Here is a 19,132-nt window from a genome sequence, read left to right on the forward strand (position 1 = left end):
TATTAACGATTAATTTGAACCGATCCCTAATCATTGTGGTTCATTACATCCGAGTTTCCACCCTTGCACGTGCGACTCCCCATCACGACCTTCCATTTCGCCTACTATATCAAGCATCTCTATAAACGCAGACCAAGAGACACGCTCGCTTTACGCCAGTGTAACTACTTCCCTATTATATCTTATATCGCTAACTTACTAGTCCTATTTTGTCGAATAAAAACAAACTTTCTATAAACGATCTGCGCAAATAAAAACCTCCCCAAACGGGGAGGTTTTGCCTACGAAAGCTCCATTTGCCGATTCTTCGAAAACTCCGATAGCTCCAATTCCTTCTTCTTGTTTATAGGGGATAACAACAGCGGGATGATACCCAGAAGGATGCATGCGCACGGCAGTACGCCCGCACCGATCTGGATGCCCAGCAAAGCATTGGCGCTCTGCACGTCAGAGCCTGCCTGAAAACCGAAATAGCTGATGATGCCCATGAAGAGCGACGCTTGGATGCCGGACATCGGGATCGTCAGAAGCGCGTCCAATCCGGTGTACATGCCCGCTTTTCGCAGACCGGTGCGCTGTTCGTCCTCGTCGATAATCGCACCGAGCATGGGGCTCATCGCAATGCTAACGGCTTGGGTGAATACATACATGAGGATATAGGCCGCAATGGCTTGATAGTAATTCTGGACAAACGCCAGCAGCAGAAACCCGCACGCACTCGGAATCAACGCCAATAGCATGGCATTTTTCATCCCCCGCTTCTTGATAAACTTGCCCAGAAACGGTGCCGCCGCAAACAAGGAAAGTCCCATCAGCACATCCATAAGGGTCGCCTGTATGCCTTTCAGCTCCAGCACGTAATCCGACATGTACAGAAAGGGAGTAAAGTAGAAGGCGCTTGGGCCGCCGACCAGAATTTGGACGAGAACGAAGGTGACGAACGCTCGCGATTTCACAGCCTCTCTCACATTGTCGAAGACATCGCCGAAGATGCCTTTTCGTCCTGCGATCTGGACATTCTCCTTTACATACATCTCCTCCGCGTCCTTCAACGGCTTGAGCGCGACCAAATAGAGAATGGAGTTTAGCGCCAGAACGGCGCAGAACAGAATGGTCGTCAAGGTCTTGTCGCTATTGCCAACCAGAAGCAAGGTCGGGATCACCGTACCCAGAAAACCCCCGATGTTCGCGATATAGCTGGTGAATACGGACACATCCACTCGCTCCTCGCTCGTCTTGGCAGCAAGCAGCTTATAGTTGGCGTGCGCAATACTGAAGGTAGTCATGGACGTATCGTATATGAAAAGCAAGATTAGCATAAAGGCGAAAATAACCCACTGATCCCATGAGGGCTGAGCGAAAATCATCGCAAAGGACGCGACCAGCGTAACAGGCGCGCTTAGCCGCATTACATAGACATATTTGCCTCTTTGAGGATTGTACTTCAATCGATCCAACCACACGCCTATAGCCGGGTCATTGATCGCATTCCATATCCCGAAGATCGCATACAGAATCCCGATAAACTTCGGATTCAAACCGACAATGTCCGTATAGTATTTCAGAAACGCGTTGTGAATCAGGACGTTGCTCAAATTGCCCGGCATCGTGGGGAAGGAGATCATGAACTTCTGCCATCCCGTCAGCCTGCGTGAGATTTTGTCTTCGATTGCACTCATCGAATGCCTCCTATATCGATCTCGAACAAGCTTTGCTAGACAGTATTATATAGGCGAAAACCATTTATTGAAAGCGTTTTCTTATGGGTGCTTCCGCGGCGCGACGCTAGCGGAAACGCAAGAAAGACACGGAATAACAATTCCGTGTCTTTTCTTATGTCCTTAAAGTCACTATGCCTGCACGCCTTCTCCACGCACAATTTGCAGCACGCGATGCGGATAATTCGTCGTAATCCGGATATTCGGATACGCCTCGATAATTCGCGCCAGAACCTCCGAATCATCTACCGTCCAGACACCCAGATCCATCCCGAGCGCCGTCATCTCGTCCACGAGTTCTTGCGTTACGAATCCATAATGCACCGACAAGCCCGTCGCGCCCGTGTAACGAAGCTGCTCCTCAAGCAGCGTCGGCTTGCCAAGATAGATCAAAGCCGTCGCGATCGACGGGTCGATCTCATGTGCCCGCTTCATCGAGTCATGATTGAAGGAGGAGAGCACGACGTCCTCCTGCATGCCGTGCCGCTGAATGAGCGAGATGACCCGCTCCTCGATGCCCTCATATTCGTTGGCCAGCATCTTCAGCTCGACGTGCAGTTTGCAGCAGCCTTTGGCAAGCAGCAGCACTTCCTCAAGCGTCGGGATCCGCTGTCCCGCAAAAGCAGCATCAAACTTGCTCCCCGCATCCAACTGCCGCAGCTCTTCCAGCGTATAAGCTTTTACCGGTCCGGTTCCGCTTGTAGTCCGGTCCAGCGTATGATCGTGAATGACAACGGGGACGCCGTCCTTCGATAAATGCACGTCAAGCTCGATCATCGGAATCGCCGGCTCGCTCAGAGCCAGCTCGAATGCCGCCATCGTGTTCTCCGGTGCCTCTCCCGAACATCCGCGGTGTGCCACAATTCTTACCATCGTCTCTTCATCCTTTCCATCATGCCTGGTTTATTTGACGCCGTTATACACGAAAGCCTTAATGATCTGACGCTGCGACAAGAAGAATACGATGAGGATCGGCACGACTAGAATCACGTTACCGGCCATCAGAATATTCCACGTCGCAACGCCTTCCACTTCACGGATCTTAGCGATACCGAGCGGCAGCGTTCTGGCTGTTTCGTTGGTGGTCATGACAAGCGGCCAGAAATAGTCGTTCCAATGCGCAATGAAGCTGAACAGGGCAAAAGTGACCAGCACCGGCTTCACGAGCGGTACCATGATCTGTACGATGACCTTCCATTCGGCTGCCTGATCCAATCTTGCCGCTTCGATCAGCTCATCCGAGATTTGCATGAACGCCTGCCGCAGCAGGAAGATGCCGAAGGCGCTGGACGCGAAGGGCAGGATCAAGCCAAGATGCGTATTGAGCAGCTTGAATGCGCTCAGCTCCAGGTATACGGGCAGGAAGATCAGCTGGGCCGGAATCATCAGCGTCACCATGACGATCCCGAACAGGAAGCCCGAACCGACGAACTTGTATCTGGCAAAAGCATACGCGGCCGGAATAATCGTCAGCATCTGCAGAATCAGAATGCCGACCGCGATGATGACGCTATTCATGAAGTAATTGAGGAACGGTCCCGTGTTCCATGCATCCGAGTAATTCTTCCAGACCGGATCAAGCGGAATCCACTGCGGCGGGAATACCATCGTCTCGGACAACGTCTTCAGCGACGTGGAGAGCATCCAGATGAACGGCATGGCAAAAATCAGCACCAGCGCCAGCAAGGCAATCGTATTCAGTCCACGCAGAACAGCGGATATCGCTCGTCTGATCGTTGCTTCGCGGGTACGCGTATGACGCAACCGGCTGCTTGCTGCAGCAGTCCCGATAGATGGGCCGCTGATCGTATTGTCTACGGCTTTCAAGAGCTTCACCTCTTCTTAACGGTAATGAACGCGCTTCGACAGCAGTTTGAAATAGATAATCGTAAGAATCCCGATGATGATCAGCAAGATGACGCCAGCCGCGGATGCATAGCCGATCTTGAAGAACCGGAATCCGTTCTCGTAGATGTAATAGACCAGCGTATTGGTGGAGTTGATCGGGCCGCCTTGCGTCATGATGGCGATGGTCTCGAACACCTGGAACGAACCGATCATGTTGATGATCACCAAGAAGAATATCGATGGCGACAGCATGGGCAGAATCAGCTTCCTGAAGGTCGTCCAAGGCTTGGAGCGATCCAACGAGGCCGCTTCATAGATATCCGGCGGGATGCTCTGCAGCCCCGCGATGAATACCAACGCGTTATAGCCGAGCCCCTTCCATACGGCCACGATGACAAGGGAAACGAGCGATGTGCTCGGATGGGACAACCACGCCAGCTTGCCGAAACCTACGAGCCCGATCACCCAGTTGAGCAGCCCGTACTCGGGGTCCATCAGCCAGCTCCACAGCAGCGATATCGACACAAGCGAGATAATATGCGGACTGAAGATCGCGCCTTGGACGAAGCCGTGAAAGAAGCTTTTTCGATTCAGCCACAGGGCAAGAAGCAGTGCAATTCCGGTCGTTAACGTTACCGTCAGCAGCGTATAGATCGTCGTGTTCGTCAGCACCTGGCGGAAATCCGGCTCTGCCAGCAGGTCTTTGAAGTTCTGAAGGCCAACGAAGGTCTTGGTCGGGCTGACAAAATTCCAATCGAACATGCTCAAGTAGATCATGTAGAAGATCGGATAGATGAAGAACAAGGAGAATACGATTATCGCCGGAGCGACCATGCTATACGGACGCAGTCTTTCCCATACGGTCATGTCATCTTCCTCCAGCCGTCGCCAAATGTTTCGCGCTTGCTCTGGCCTCCACGCCGCGCAGTCTCTCTCCATTCAGCCCGAAATAATAGAGCTGCTCATATGGAATCGTGACCTTCACGTGCGCGGCCGTCTCGAGCGGCGCAAGGAAGGTTTTGACGAAGAAGATGCCGCTTCGGGATTGGATCTGATAGATATTCTCCGCCCCAAGACTCTCGCGGGTTAGAATCTCGCCGATAAGGTCGTAGCCTTCAACCGCATCGCTCGCGCCAATCAGCGCCTGCTCCGGGCGGAAGCCAACACGGCCCACTGTTGCAGAGGATTGAATCTCCAGCTCTTGAAAATCCCGTACATCCATCATGTTCATAGCCGGCGTTCCGATGAACTCCGCGGTGAATTGGTTAGCCGGGTTGTGATAGAGCTTCATCGGCGTATCCGCCTGCTGAATAACCCCTTTGTTCATGACGACGATCTCATCGCCCATCGACATCGCTTCTACCTGATCATGCGTAACGTAGACGAACGTCGTGCCAAGACGCTTATGCAGCTGAATCAGCTCCGTTCTCATCTGGTTGCGCAGCTTCGCGTCCAGATTGGACAAGGGCTCATCGAGGATGAACACCTTCGGCTGCTTCACCATTGCACGAGCGAGCGCCACCCTTTGGCGTTGACCGCCGGACAAGTTCTGGGGTTTCTTGTTCAGATGCGGGGCTAAGCCGACAATCTCGGAAATGTCCGAGATCAGCTTCTCGCGCTCGCCTTTGGCAATGCCTCTATTCTTAAGGCCAAATTCGATATTGCCGCGTACAGTCATCGTCGGATACAGCGCATAATTCTGAAAAACCATCGCCACATCCCGCAGCCCCGGCGGCGTATCGTTCACGCATTTATCGTCAATCCAGATCTCACCGCTCGTCAGCTTCTCAAGCCCCGCTACCATGCGCAGCATCGTGGATTTGCCGCAGCCCGAAGGCCCGACCAGAACGGTGAACGATCCATCCTTGATGGTCAGGTTCAAATTTTCAATAACGGTCTCATCCTTGAATTTCTTGCATATGTGCTTCAGCTCGATCTTCGCCATCCGCCATGTTCCTCCTTGTGATGGATTCTTGAATCGTACGCATAAGCTGCTCCAGTTCCTCCAACCGATGAAGCCGTAAATCCCAAACCTCTGGGTCGCTGCTCGGATAAGGAGAGATATAACAAGTTCTGCCGCCCAGCTGCTTCACCGGATGCAGATCGTTCCACGGGTTATCCCCGATCGATAACATTTCATGCGCCTGATAGCCCTGCTCAAGAAGCGCCTTGACGTAGGAATGAAGGCCGATAGGCTTATTGGCATCGAATACAACATCGTCGAACATATAACGGATCCCCATGTAGCTCGTGAACTCAATGCCGGATTCGTGATGGGTGTTGGTCATGAGTACTTTTTTCTCCACGGCCGTTAGCTCTTCGATGGCTCGGAACAAGTCGGTGTGGCAAATGAACGGATAGGCAGCTTCTTCGACCATCTCCTTGCGGACCCGATCGAACGCAGCTTTCAGATTTTGCTCCGGAAGCTTATATCTATGGTTGAGAGCCGTAGCAATTCCCCATGGGTCGCCGATCGGAATCAGATGCGGCGCTTGGGCAGACACCGTTCCGTAGCCATGCGCTTGCTCATCGACCACTTTCGTTCCCTCCCAGGTATGACCCTGAATGAAGAACGCGCCGTCTCGAACCAACCACAAATCATCCAGCCTATGATAAAACTGTCCGAATCGGATCTCATGCTCGCCTGCCCGAATAGCTCTCCCTAAGCCAATCGCCGCCTCCGTTTCCCCTTCATGCGCCGTTCCCTCCAGCAGGTAACGGATATACCGATCCAGGTAAGTGTCTTCTTGGTAGAGCGTCCCGTCCATATCGAAAATAACCACTTTGATCGCAGACAACCACTTCTCGCTTTGCATCGGCGCAAGCTCCCCTGCTCTTAGGATGACAAGGAGAAGACGCTTGCGAGCGCAAGGCTCCTCCTTGGTTTGGACTAGCTATGAGGTGATGGGTGCAAGATTATTTGCCGAGCAGCTTATTGGCTTTCTCCGCCGCTTGATCCATCGCTTCTTGCGGCGTTACCTTCGGATCAAGAATGGCTTTCTCGATGGCTTCTCTGATGACCTTCGCTACTTCCGGATACGCATTCTCCATTGGGCGCGGTCTAGCGAATTGCAGTTGGTCTACGGCTACTTTGAATTGCGGGAACTCGATAAAATGCTGCTTCAGCTCATCGCTCTCTACGGCAGACATACGAGTCGGCAAGTAACCGACATGCTTATGCTGGTAGATCGTGTTTTCCTTCGACGTCATCCATTTCAAGAACTCCCAAGCCGCTTGCTTCTCTTCATCGCTGCTCTTCGACGTAATAACCAGCTGACAGCCGCCTGTCGGAACGCCGTAGCTGACATTGGAAGGCATGAACGCCGTATCCATCTCGAAGCCGCCTTGCTTAGCCAGTTCCAGACTTCCCGTTACGCCGGCCGTCGAAGCAAATTTGAATGCGGACAATTGGTTGGACCAGTCTTTGTCAGCCGTTGCTCCCGCTTCGTCGCCCATCGGGATCTTGATCAGCCCTTCACCGACCAGCTTCTTCCAGAACTCTACCGGCGCTACGCCTTCAGGCGAGTTGAATGCAGCCGTCTTGCCGTCTTCGCTGAGCATTTTGCCGCCGCTCTGAGCAACGAGGCCTTCATAGAACCAGATATCCGCAGGCACGGTCATGCCGAGCTTGCCTTTCTCCTTCAACACTTTGGAGTATTGCTCCAGCTCATCCCATGTCTTCGGACCGGCCGGGTCGAGTCCGGCGTCCTTCAGCATTGTAACGTTCTTATATAGAATCGGCGTGCTGCGCATGAACGGAAGGCCGTACAGCTTGCCGTCCACGTAGGCATTGCCCATCAGACCCGGGTTGAAATCATCCAGCTTCAGCTGATCCTTGTCCTTCTCTGCATAAGCGGTCAGATCTTCCAGCATGCCGGAGTGAGCGAATACACCCGTAGAGGAAATTTCAAGATCCGTTACCGCAGGCGCGTCTCCGGCTGCGAAGGCTGCTTGTACTTTAGCGTGAAGATCGTCGTAAGTCCCTTGGTGTTCCGCTATGACTTCGTATTTGTCCTGCGACTCGTTGAAGGTTTGAACCATGTGCTGCTTCGCTTCTTCGATCTTGTCGCCGTACGCATACCAATATTTGATGACGATCTTCTCAGCTGCAGGTGCTTCTGCTGCCGTGTCTGTCGCCCCGGCTGTCGTGTTGGTTGCATTTGCGTTTGTTGCCTTGTTGTTGCCCGTGTTCGAGTTCGTTTCGCTCGCTCCGCACGCCGACAGCACACCTGTTGTCATCAGCATTGCAAGTGTCACAGTAGTAAGCTTCTTAACCATCGTCCAATCCTCCACCTTTTCTCTACTTGATTTTTGTATAATCGGGGGTGCAACAAAAGAAACCTTAATCCTGCCGAAGGCTAAATGCCCTCAAGCGGATAAGGTTTCTCCATTACTCCAACCGATCGCTATTTACTTTTCATAATGAATGATACAGGGGTTTCGTTAACGCCAGGTTATCCGATTGCAAAGATTATATGGATTTTCGATTATTGAATGATAGGCGTAGAGGCAATGGAATTCCATAAAGCCGGTTTAGATGTCGAGATCGCTGCTGCTCCGTGTCTCAAACACGCCTCTGCCTGCTCCGGCTCGTACAGTAGGCCGCCGGTGATGATCGGAAGCGAAGTGAACGCCCTCACCTTGTCGAACATATCCGGGATACGCGCAGGCATGACCTCAATAATATCCGGCTCGCTCAGCAGGAGGCTCTTGGCGATATTGTCCAAGCCTTCGCTATCGACGAGGAAGAAGCGCTGAATGGTGAGCAGCCCCATCTTCTTCGCGGTTTTCACCACATTGGTCTTCGTCGAAATAATGCCCGTCGGCTTGATGACCTTCGCCAGGTAATCGAGACCGTAATTGTCCGTGCTGAGGCCTCCGATCTTCTCCAGATGCAGGAAGACCGGGAGCTGGTGTTCCTTGAACACATCCACATACCCTTTGATAACGCCGATGTGCCCCGTTAACAGGAAAACTCCGCTCAATTGATTGCGTAAGGACAGGGCGGTCTCGATATGCCTCGGGTCCTTAATGGAAGCGATCAATCTGTGCGTGGCAAGTCGGTCCAAAAAAGACGCATGGTACAAGGCTGTGTTCTTCGTTCTTGTCGTCTCCATTATTGGGACTGCTCCGCCGTTGCTGTCACGGTGGCTAAGGGAATGTTGTGCTGACGGTCTGTGTCTAGTCCGCGAGCATTCGGATTGTGGCCGTAATGCGAGATATGTTGGTAAAGTATCGCTGCATGCTCCTCTAAATACATGACGTCTATGGTCGAGATCCGGATTTGTTCATCTTCGAGCTCCACAACTCGGAAGCCCGGTTGATCCAAAGCTGCGGACAACTGCACGAACGTCCAATTGTTCTGCGCCACGATCGAGTTCACATGCGTATGCCCGTTGAAATAAACGCCTGTCCCTTGTTTCCGATTTAGGATACGCCACATGTCGATGCTGGGATGAATGGAGCCTTTGTCCATCTCTGATCTGGTCGTCGTCTGATACACAGGGTGATGGCCGAAGACGAGCAGCGGCTTCGTGCCGGACTTCTCCACACAATACTCCAGCCACTGCAGCTGCTCTTCATCCATCCAGCCGCTCCAATCCGCGGTGTTCATCTCTCTGGCCGTATCCAGAAACACCAGCGTTGCTGCATCCGTATCGATGGCGTGATAACGCTCCTGCCCCGTGATCTCGAGCACTTGCTCGCGCGTCTGCGAGTAGAGGTCATGGTTGCCCAGCACATGAACGAAATTCCGCTTCTCGTGCCACAGCAGATCGTACACTTCTTGCAGCTCCACGGCCGAGCCGAAATTCGTCAGGTCTCCAAGCGATATATGCAAATCCGCATCCGTATTCAGAAATTGCTCCAGCAGCGTCTGGTAGAAAGCCGTCCTAGCCTCCGGCAGCCCCGGAATCGTCATATCGATTTCGTGGTAATGCAAGTCACCCATCAGCAATAGTTTCATAAGTTCTCTCCTCCTGGAATCATCCAATTTTAGAACGCTCTCCCTTATGGTATAGAGGGAGTATTGATTTTCGATTAATTGGAGGAGGTGTTTTTGTAAAGGTTATTGGGTTCTAAGCGAGGAAAATCCCAGGCTTAAGGATAAGATTGATGATCCGTGTCGCGCCGTCTGTACATACTCATCAACTTGTCGACGGGAAGCTTTTCGGGAAGCGGTGCAGCCCTATCCTGATACCAGTAGGCGGTCGAAGAGTACCAATAGGGCTTCAGGTGCTTCGCCTCCCATGGGTTCACGAACGAGATGCTGAGATTTTTGTCGAACGCAATGGCGTCATGTTCGTGAAACCGATACATGCTGATCATCGAACGCAGCGTGTCTTTCAGCGGCACGCCGTGCAGCTCACCGTTGAATTCACCATCCCTGAAGTACCAGCCGCCATTGAAATAATCTTCCAGTCCGGTGCCAACGATCGTCGGGTGCTCGCGGTCTTCCGTATCGATGAACATATATTCCGGCGCTTCCAAGTAAGACAAGTAGTTGAGATCCTCTCCCTGCATGGACAGGCAGCATCCGATGTAATGGCCGCGTCCTTGAATGTCTACCAGAGGAAGCGGGTCCGTACCCCCAAGACGGGCCGTCCGGAAGAGGCAATGGAACCGCCCGGAGTCCTTCGGCAGTTCGTCGTATTCCTCGTAGTTGGCGTTAAAGAAAACATCAAGCGGGACGCTCTCATGCAAGTTCTCAAGCTCAATGCGCACTTGATTATAGGGCATCAGGAAGTAGGAATAGAATCCTCCGCTCGACATTCCGATATACCGTGAGACGAAGTGTCGGAATTCGCAATGGCCGATGCCAAAGAAATCGCCGATCGGACATTCAACGGACGGTTCAGACTCCCCGTCCCAATAGATACGGATGATGAGCTTCTTCAACGTAGATGTATCATTCTCGGCTTGCGTGTCCCAATGTCGCCAGAACCATCCGGGAAAGGTTAACCACATCCGGCTGATCATGCCTGGTTTGTCACTCTTTACAATCGTGCGCGGAGGCTCGCCGGGCATGATTCTCACCGTCTTGCTCTTGGTGGCGGGATCGAAGGTCGTGAATTGTCGGGTTGTCGCTTTCCTAATCTCGTATAAAGCGGGGAACATATTCATCTCTCCTTTGTTGTTAGCAATTTTGGCAACGCTTCCATGTTGCGCCGTTTAGTCGTTGTTGCTATTCTATATCTCCGCCTCGGTACGCTTTCTCATGATACTTGGTGATGAATTTGAACAGCGATCGGCCGTCATCCTCCGGCTTAAACGCAGGCTCCAGCGGCAAATACATCGCCTGATACGTCTCAGGTACCCAGATGTAAGGATGCACATAACTCGTGAGCTGAAAGCCTGTCCTCAGCCAGAATTTGATCCGCTCCGCATTCTCCTCCGTTCGCTCCGCTTCGACCTCGATAACGACCGCGCGGCACGATTCCGACGACTTCGCCCATTCGCTAATCGCTTCTACGCAATGTCGACCTAGACCGCCGCCTCGTCGGCTTGCCCGCACGGCGAGATAATCGATCACGAGCACATGCGCTCCACGGTCAGTCGCTGTCAGTGCCATAGCGACGACTTCCCCCGCTTCCATCCATGTATGCAACTCGCTTAGCTTGCGCTGAAACATGCGGCGGATTACGCCTTCGCTCTTCCCTCTATGCTCGGGGAAGGCTTCCCGGTACACCGGCTCTACCTTGCGCCACAGACTCTCGTTCCAGTTTGAAGTGACTTGATAGTTTATCATTGTGACCTCACAGGTGCTCGCATAAATTCTGAATGAAATGCTCGTGCTGATCGATGACTTTCTTATCATTCTTCTCACCTGGTCCTGAAGATGCTTCGATATGAAACATTAGATGTGCTCCTTTACTAGGTCAAACGATGACATGCAAAGATATACCATTAATTGTATATCAGTAGGAAGTGATGTTCAAATCATCCTGTTGCAACGGGTGGAATAATAAAAATGCAGCCCCAACATGATGGGGCTGCTTCGTTTTAATCAAATCTGGTTCGGTTTTGGAGACACGATATAGATTTCTCGGATTTGCGTGTTTCCTTTTGTGTCCACATAGACTTTATATTGGCCTACTTCGTACGTCCCTTTCGCGTTGTTTTGGATAGAGAACGTTTTTTTGATGTCAATAAACGAACCGTCGGAATACTTTTCTCTAACCATGATAGTCAAGTTATTTCTATTACCGTTGAGTTTTTCTACGTAAGCCGTTGGCGTCGCTTCGATAACCGTGGCGGGAGGCGAAAGTAACGCCATTAGCTCTGCCTTAACTTGGCCGTCTGCCAGAATAGTGACAAAGTTGAGAGCTAAAGCGATATCGGCAGCAGATCCAGACTCGAGCGCCTTTGATACGGCAGCCTCTGCCGATGTTTCAAGCATTTCATTGTATCCGCCTGCGCTTAACAGATATAAAGCTGTAAATAAATCCGAACTCTTTAATTGCCCGCTTTCAACTTCAAATGTGCCTCTGGTGCTGTCAGATTCATTCGGGCCGTCAGATTCATTGAGCATTACCGCTACTCCGATTCTTCCGTTAGCGAGTAGCGATGCAGGATTATTATGAACGGTATTAAACGGAATTTTAAGACTGTAAATCGTCTGTTTAGTTGCTTCATCTCTCGTAATCTCTGCCGCAATATCCGTGATCGGAGCAGTCGGTGCATTGGCGCCTGCAGGACGAGTCCAAGCCCATTTGATGACTTCGTTGTCATTGGTGAGCGTGAATCCCAATTCATTCCGCGTCGTACTGTTGGTTGCAGGATTGCGTAAATCAATGCCTAACTGCAAATTGTCCTCTCTCCATATATTTCCTCCAGACTGACTATTGAAGTGTACGTCATCTGTAACGACAATGTATGCATATAAATTGCTGTCATCCCATGCGAAATGCGATTCTACGCCAAGGTCTTGCGGACCATCCCACGTTCCCGCAGTTACATAATCTTTTGTGTTCATTACGTATGCCGGAGTTGCGGCACTTCTGGCCGGATTTTCCGCGCCGGCGGAGCTTACCTTTTCAGCGTAAGCTGCGTCTAGTTTTGCCGTATATTTGTATGTCTTTCCATCTTCAAGTTGAAGCTCGAATGTGATCAGACCTGCAACATAATACGGTAAATCTACGGTTACGGATTCGCCTGCCGCAAGCGCGTTAAATGGGATTGGAGTGAACTCTTCAGCATAAGCCGCCGGGGAACCAATTGTCAGTGTCCCTGGTGCAGAGATTTTTCCTCCGACATTATACTTAAAGGTAAATTGTTGCTCAGCTCCGTTACTGGTAAGGCTAAACACAAACGGTTCCGCTAATAGATCCGAGCCGTAAATGCCATATGGATTGTCGACCGGCGTGCTGTTTCTCAAACCGGATGCGTAATAGTTGTTGCTAAGTTCGATGGATGTGCCGCCCGTGCGCAGCATGGCATACACATTATTATTCTGACCGTTCTTAGACGGTTGGAAGTAAGAGGAGTATACATTCGCTTGACCGCCGTAGACGTCTATACCCGGGTTGTTAGCCGGCAGCTGAGTAAAGTTTCCTTGCTGGATACGAACGATACCGTTATTGACTACCGCACCCGCTACGCTTGGGCTTCCCCAGAACGCGCTGTTGTACAGAACAAGTTCAGCGTCGGGGTGGATTTTGGCGGTATTCGGTACATCGCCCATTCGGATATACGCTCTGTTTGGCTCCGTTGCGATGTTCGTATTCACCAATTCCGAGTTGATCGCGATGATTTGGGTGTGTTCGTCCGCGTCTTCCACATACAAGGAGTATGCGCATCCGTCCGAGCCATGGCCGATCATCGTCAATTTTCCCGGGTATGCGAATTGGCCGTTCCCCAAGTCTCTCTTCAGGAAGTGGACGCCGTATACCGAACCATAAACGAAATTGTTGAAAATCGTCTCGTCTTCCACATCGGAGAATTTGAGCGCACTGAGGTATCTTTGTACGAATCCGTACACGTCGCCTGAAGGTGCCGTATAGCCTTGACCTCCCGGAAGTCTCAAAGCGTAATGCGGATTGAGTTGCATATTTCTGATAAATCCGCCTTCCCCGCCTCCGCCGACCCAGATGCCTGCTCTTAAGAGCGTGCCGCCTAAATAATCGACATAGTGACCGTCGGTTTTATAGGAAGCAAGGTCGATGCCTTTATCCCCGATTGGAATCGTTAAATTGATTGCATATACGCCTGCACCTTGCCCCTGTACCAAGAACGGCGTTTTTAGCGTTTGATTAGGATCGTCGAGGTTGACGCTGGTTAGATTCGCTTGCGTAAGGTTAAGTCCTCTGATACCTGCGTTTGCCTGAAGTTGAATGAGAGAGCTTCCATTTTCCCCTTGGGCACCGCCGGTGTAAGTCGTAAAGATCGCCGTACCGCCGCCTTGCGTATGGTGCTGTACGTCCCATGTTCCTCTGAGTTCAACGCCTTCGGGAATGATTACAGGATTATCCAGTCTATATCTTCCGCCTGGTAAATATACAGTGCCACCGCCATGATTAGCTTTAATATAGGTAAGAGCGTCTTGCAATTCTGCAGCTATATCCACGGTCGGTACGTTGCTTGTTAACGAGCGCGGCAAGTCCAGTCTGAGCACTGCGCTTGATGTCGGTCTAGGGTGTACATCAATATCTGTTTTTACGTCCTTCGGAATCGGTTCAAACAGATAATCGATGTCATTCACGATCTGTACCGTGGTGTCATTACCGCCACCCGAAACGTCAAGTTTAAGGTTATCGATGTGAGCGGCAAGGTTAGCGCTCTCGATGTTAAGGTTATAACCGGAATTTACCGATTTAAAGGTTCCGAAGTTTGTTCCGAGATTTGCATGTTTGTCTGCTTGTTTGAAGTTGCTCTGACTGACTAATGCATTGCCTCGATTGAGGAAGTTCAGCGCGAAATTGTCATATTCGTCGAACGTGCAATCCTCAAACGATATAACTCCGCCTCTGGCGTTACTTACAATCGGACCTTTAAATGCAACTCCGTTGAACTGAACAGATGTGTTGAAACGTTCGTTAACATATGCTGCAGTGTCGCCGACAAATTCCGAATTCGAGATCAGCAGACCGAAACCGTTAGCATTGTCAATATAGATGCCCGTTTGACTGTCTTCGATCTTTAAGCCGTAGAACTGCGCGTTCGGAGATTCGTCGCCGCCAGGTTCTCTTCCGATCCACATCCCCGTCTTATACCCGGCAACATGTAAACCAGACACATATTCCCAGTCGGAACGATGCATCATAAATCCGGTAGCGTTGGCTCTTGTGTACGCTTTCGCAGCCGAAAGAGTCGGAGCGCCGCTAAGCCCTGATTTCGCCCAATAGCTCGGGTCAATGTTAACGTTCTCGATCCGTCCGATATCTGTGCAGGTGTGAACCACGATGCCCTTGTAGAGAGCCGTCAACTTGCTGTTCAGAACATAATGCATTTCGCTAGGCAGCGAGATGAATCCTCCCCAAGCGTTGACAAGAGTAACGTTATCCAGCGTCACGCTGTTACCGGTTTTCTGATAGAACGTCCACGGATACGGAATTCCATGAATGGTCTCGAATTCCCCTGTCTTCTGACCGTTTTCGTCCCTCTTCTCAACAACGGTTGCAGCAGTAATATCCTGCTCGGGATACCATACGGAGAGGTTAGTTACACCTGTGCCTTGTTCCATGTCTATAAATCTATCGGACACATTAGCTACTTTTTTGCCGCCTGTCTGATTCTCCCTCTCGTCAGAGTCAACATACGTGTCATAATTGGCGGAATTTTTGCCGGCATATACCGCGAGAATGGTTCCGTCGATTTTACCATCGTAATTGTCCTCATCGGGGTTATCCCATTCCCCGCGGAGCTGTACGCCAGCCCGCAATTTTAAAACCTGTTTATATTCGTATGTTGTATTGCCGGTCGTGCTTTTTACGCTTATGGTGCCGGTAGATTCCGTACGGAACGCATAAGTTCCAGCCGGTATATAGACTACGCCGCCGCCGTCATTATAAGCCGCGTCAATCGCCGCTTGGAAAGCCTCTCTGTTGTCTGGATTAACGATGCCTTCATTTTGTGCCATCTCATCGGTTATTGCACCGAAAGCAAGTACGTTGTAGTCAGAGATCGCCCAATCTTTCGCATCGTGTACCTGAGTAATTGCCGTTCTCATGTATTTTGCGTAATCATGTCTATTCGGAACTGTCAGTACGAATGCTTTAGTCTTGCTTACAGGATCGGATACCGGACCTCTTGTAACCGTCGCTGTAATCGTTACTACACCGCCGTCGTCCGGACGGTTTGTCGGGATCATGCCTGCAGCGGTTATGAGGTTAGCAGCGGATGTCGCCCAGGCAATATCCGTCATATTCTCACCCATTGACGGAAGAACCAAGTTCGTCGTCACATTAGCCTCAGAAGCATTCACGCCTTTGATTGCATCCCATGTCAGCTTGTTCAACATATGATCTACTGCATCCTCGTCGGTTCCTGCACCTGTTCCGCGAACGACGATAGTAAATGTTTTGACAACCACTGCCGCACCTTTGCTTATGGTCGCCGTGAGGGTTACGGCTGCATTGGCTTCTTGACGAGCTACTGCGCCGGTGTTGCTGTTTATAACCGTGTTATTGGAAGATGTCCACGAAATGTTCGTTCTCGCCGAACCCGTCGTAGTAAGAGTCAAACTTGTTTCAACCAGATCCTGTCTGGTGTTCATGCCCTTGATGACGTCCCAAATCAGCGCGTCCGAAGCAAGTTGTACCGCTTCTTCATCCGTTGGAGGAATTTCGGTTATTCGTATGCTCTGAATGATGGCTCCAGGTGTAGCGAAACGGAGGTGCGCGCCTTGATTTTGTGCACCTATCGCAAAATTAGCTCCGTTAAGCACAACTTTTGAAGTTACCCAAGTATTGCCGCTTCCTGTCGCCGGAATGCTCGCAGATCTATACGCATCAAATCCGGAGAAACTGCCAGGATATATCGTGTTGTAATGTAACGAAATACCGCCGGTTGCGCTCGGTCTCCAGTATGTGACCGTTAACTCGACCTTGTTTACTTGTGCAAGTCGAGGGTCACTTACAATGACGTACATAAAGTCGCCAACCTTCGCAGCGCCTACACCGCTTTGTGGTGCGACCACCACCGGGACACTGTCTCCTTCGAGGCTGATGCCTATGCCGTTGCCTTGTAGTTTGTTGCCGGATTGAACAAAGGTGTTGGGATTGTTCAAATCAATGAACACTTCAGCAAGCTCATTAGCCGTACTGGATACTGTCAAATTAAAAGGTACATGAACAGGTGTTGCGCTACCTTTGCTTATTGTCGCAGTAAGGGTTACTGCTTTGTCTGCGACAGGGTCGCGAGTTACCGCGCCAGTTAAGGTATTTATGACACCTGCCGGTGCAGCCGACCATGCTATAGCCGTATCGTTCGTACCCGTTGTCGGCAGAGACAACCCGGTTCTTACTTCGGATTGAATCGCGTTCGCATTCCTGATCGTGTCCCATGTCAGATGATTTGCCGCGTTTGTTATGGCTTGCGTGTCGTCAAGATGCTCCACTTTCACTCTCGTATGCGTTCCTGCGAAAGGATATTGCGTATTTTGAGCCGTGCGTGCGAATGTATAATAGGTGTTGCCCGTTGGTTTTGTAAATGTCGCCGTATACACGCCTGCATTGAGCGTACCCGTCGTCCAATCGCCGACTGCAGGAGCGTTACCGGAGGTGTTGATCGCGAACTGAACAGCCTGACCGTTTGAAGGCGCTGTTGCCGATAACGTTACGTTGTCGGTTGTTTCAACAGCTGTCGGAATCGGTCTCGGCGAATCCACGGTATTCTGGAAACGCGGGTTCTTGATATAGATGTCGCCTTGGGGCACGGCAGACCATTGCATTTGCAATCTTCCTGCTTGTACCGTGTCCAAATTAACGGGATTGAAACCATTAGGAGAATTTGCTGCCGATAATTTCGCATATACCGTCATCCATTCATTGACATGTCCGCTTCTGATCTCGTTCACATTAAGGTTAAGACGCGAATTGGTGTCAACACTGTTACCGCCAGCCGCTACGGCAATCCAGTTATTCCCGTTAAGATTCAAAAGGTCTGTATGCGTAACATACATATCAAAAACAAAATATTGATCTGCATAACCTAATAAATTCTGATTGCCGCTGCTACTAACAAAGCGGGCATCCCAAATCCGTTCAGCTCCCGCGCCAATCCTGCCAGCTCCCAGCTTGAACGCGTTGTTTCCGTCCGGCGCAGTCGTGTTCGTCCCCTCATTCGTATTCGGAAAAAACGTCGCAGCTTGAGCATTTACCGCCGCCGGTACGGCTGTCACCGTCAAAGTAAACGTTTGCGTAGCACTTGCAGCACCCTTGGTTATGGTCGCCGTGAGTACTACGGTTTTATCTACTTCTCTATTCCATAAACGATTTACACTGCCGGTGTTGCTTATTGCTGCATTGTCCGAAGACCATGCTACGTTAGTTGTTCCTATTGCCGTCGGAAGATTAAGTTGCGATTTGACATCGTTATTCGAAGTATTACTACCTTTTATCGTATCCCATGTCAGAGACGCCGCTGCTTCATTTACCAATGTTTGTTCGTTAATTGATGTTACGGTAATTCTTGAAGATGCGCCGATGAAGTTGTAGCTGCTATCTGCTTTCGAGCGCGCGAATACATAGTAGGTATCTGCTGAAGGCAATGTGTCAAATTGATACGTATAAACACCACCGTTATTCATTCCATCCACCCAACCGGTTGCAGGAGCGTTTCCATTATCGCTTATTGCGAATTCCACAGCTTGCCCGCTAGCCGGTGCGTTCGCTGTTACCGTTTTTGATGCTACGTCAAGCGCGGGGACCGTTGATTGTGAAACCGGGACTCCTAACGTACTCTTCTGGAAACGCGGGTTTTTCATGAAAACGCTGGTATTAGGGACGCTCGTACCCCATTGCAAATGCATCGCCAATCTGTTTACTTGGTTTAGCCAGGCATCATCGAAAGCCCCGGCTACGGCACTTGACGACGATAGCTTCGTATAGACTGTCGCCCATGTGCCCACTGCTGCAGCTGTAACCCCGCTTAAATTAAGCTGGAGACGAGAATTGGTGTTAAAGTCATTATTTTGATCGCTTACGATGACAAGCCAGTTATTTCCTTGCATATTCTTGAAGCCTTCATTAGGAACGTACATCTCGAAAACGAAGTAGCCGTCTCTATAAGCCGATACATCCGGATGTGACGTCACGCTTGGCGTGAAGAGGTTATCCCATGGCCCCCCGTTCTTTGAGGTTCCGGTATTTAAGCTCCACGCGGTCTGGCCGTCCGGTGCAATGGTTTCTGTCGCCGCATTCCCATCTGCGCCTGCATTTACAGTCAACAGATTTACGGCATCTCCCCATGCCGCGCTGACTGTCGTAGGAATAGAAAACCAATTTAATAGCATCGCTGTCATAAGGAAATAGACTAAAATTCGTCTTTTTATCATTCTTAAACGTCCCTCCATATCTAACCTATTTATGAACGTATAGTATTGATTACTGGGTCTAGCAATCGTTGTA

Annotated in this window: 12 protein-coding genes; all 12 read right to left on the reverse strand. The window is 50.7% G+C overall.

Annotated features, from left to right (window positions below):
* Positions 1-281: 281 nt before the first annotated feature.
* Positions 282-1,679: an MFS transporter gene (locus I8J30_RS26370; protein WP_210663239.1), complete on the reverse strand. Its 1,398-nt coding sequence runs from the start codon at positions 1,677-1,679 to the stop codon at positions 282-284.
* Positions 1,680-1,850: 171 nt separating this feature from the next.
* On the reverse strand, positions 1,851-2,591 hold the full coding sequence (locus I8J30_RS26375; protein WP_210663241.1) for a glycerophosphodiester phosphodiesterase: 741 nt from the start codon (positions 2,589-2,591) through the stop codon (positions 1,851-1,853).
* 30 nt (positions 2,592-2,621) lie between these two features.
* Complete coding sequence (locus tag I8J30_RS26380) at positions 2,622-3,452, reverse strand: carbohydrate ABC transporter permease (protein ID WP_338044958.1); 831 nt, start codon at positions 3,450-3,452, stop codon at positions 2,622-2,624.
* Between the two features lie 108 nt (positions 3,453-3,560).
* On the reverse strand, positions 3,561-4,433 hold the full coding sequence (locus tag I8J30_RS26385; protein ID WP_210663243.1) for a carbohydrate ABC transporter permease: 873 nt from the start codon (positions 4,431-4,433) through the stop codon (positions 3,561-3,563).
* Position 4,434: 1 nt separating this feature from the next.
* Positions 4,435-5,511: an ABC transporter ATP-binding protein gene (locus tag I8J30_RS26390; RefSeq protein WP_210663246.1), complete on the reverse strand. Its 1,077-nt coding sequence runs from the start codon at positions 5,509-5,511 to the stop codon at positions 4,435-4,437.
* The gene (locus tag I8J30_RS26395) at positions 5,465-6,382 is read right to left on the reverse strand and encodes an HAD family hydrolase (protein ID WP_210663248.1); all 918 of its coding nucleotides are present in this window, start codon (positions 6,380-6,382) and stop codon (positions 5,465-5,467) included. Before I8J30_RS26395 ends, I8J30_RS26390 begins: the two co-directional genes overlap by 47 nt.
* A gap of 100 nt (positions 6,383-6,482) precedes the next feature.
* Positions 6,483-7,844: an ABC transporter substrate-binding protein gene (locus I8J30_RS26400; protein WP_210663249.1), complete on the reverse strand. Its 1,362-nt coding sequence runs from the start codon at positions 7,842-7,844 to the stop codon at positions 6,483-6,485.
* Between the two features lie 209 nt (positions 7,845-8,053).
* Complete coding sequence (locus tag I8J30_RS26405) at positions 8,054-8,683, reverse strand: glycerol-3-phosphate responsive antiterminator (RefSeq protein ID WP_210663251.1); 630 nt, start codon at positions 8,681-8,683, stop codon at positions 8,054-8,056.
* Positions 8,683-9,531: a metallophosphoesterase family protein gene (locus tag I8J30_RS26410; RefSeq protein WP_210663253.1), complete on the reverse strand. Its 849-nt coding sequence runs from the start codon at positions 9,529-9,531 to the stop codon at positions 8,683-8,685. Before I8J30_RS26410 ends, I8J30_RS26405 begins: the two co-directional genes overlap by 1 nt.
* A 134-nt stretch (positions 9,532-9,665) precedes the next feature.
* A complete protein-coding gene (locus tag I8J30_RS26415) occupies positions 9,666-10,682 on the reverse strand; it encodes a glycoside hydrolase family 172 protein (protein ID WP_210663255.1) in 1,017 nt (338 codons plus the stop codon).
* Positions 10,683-10,749: 67 nt separating this feature from the next.
* Positions 10,750-11,313, reverse strand: coding sequence for a GNAT family N-acetyltransferase (locus tag I8J30_RS26420; protein ID WP_210663256.1), 564 nt, complete (start codon positions 11,311-11,313; stop codon positions 10,750-10,752).
* Between the two features lie 258 nt (positions 11,314-11,571).
* Positions 11,572-19,059 (reverse strand): immunoglobulin-like domain-containing protein, encoded by a 7,488-nt coding sequence (locus I8J30_RS26425; RefSeq protein ID WP_210663258.1) that lies wholly within the window; start codon positions 19,057-19,059, stop codon positions 11,572-11,574.
* Positions 19,060-19,132 lie beyond the last annotated feature (73 nt).

It is taken from the genome of Paenibacillus lignilyticus, assembly GCF_017942085.1.
Classification (GTDB): domain Bacteria; phylum Bacillota; class Bacilli; order Paenibacillales; family Paenibacillaceae; genus Paenibacillus_Z; species Paenibacillus_Z lignilyticus.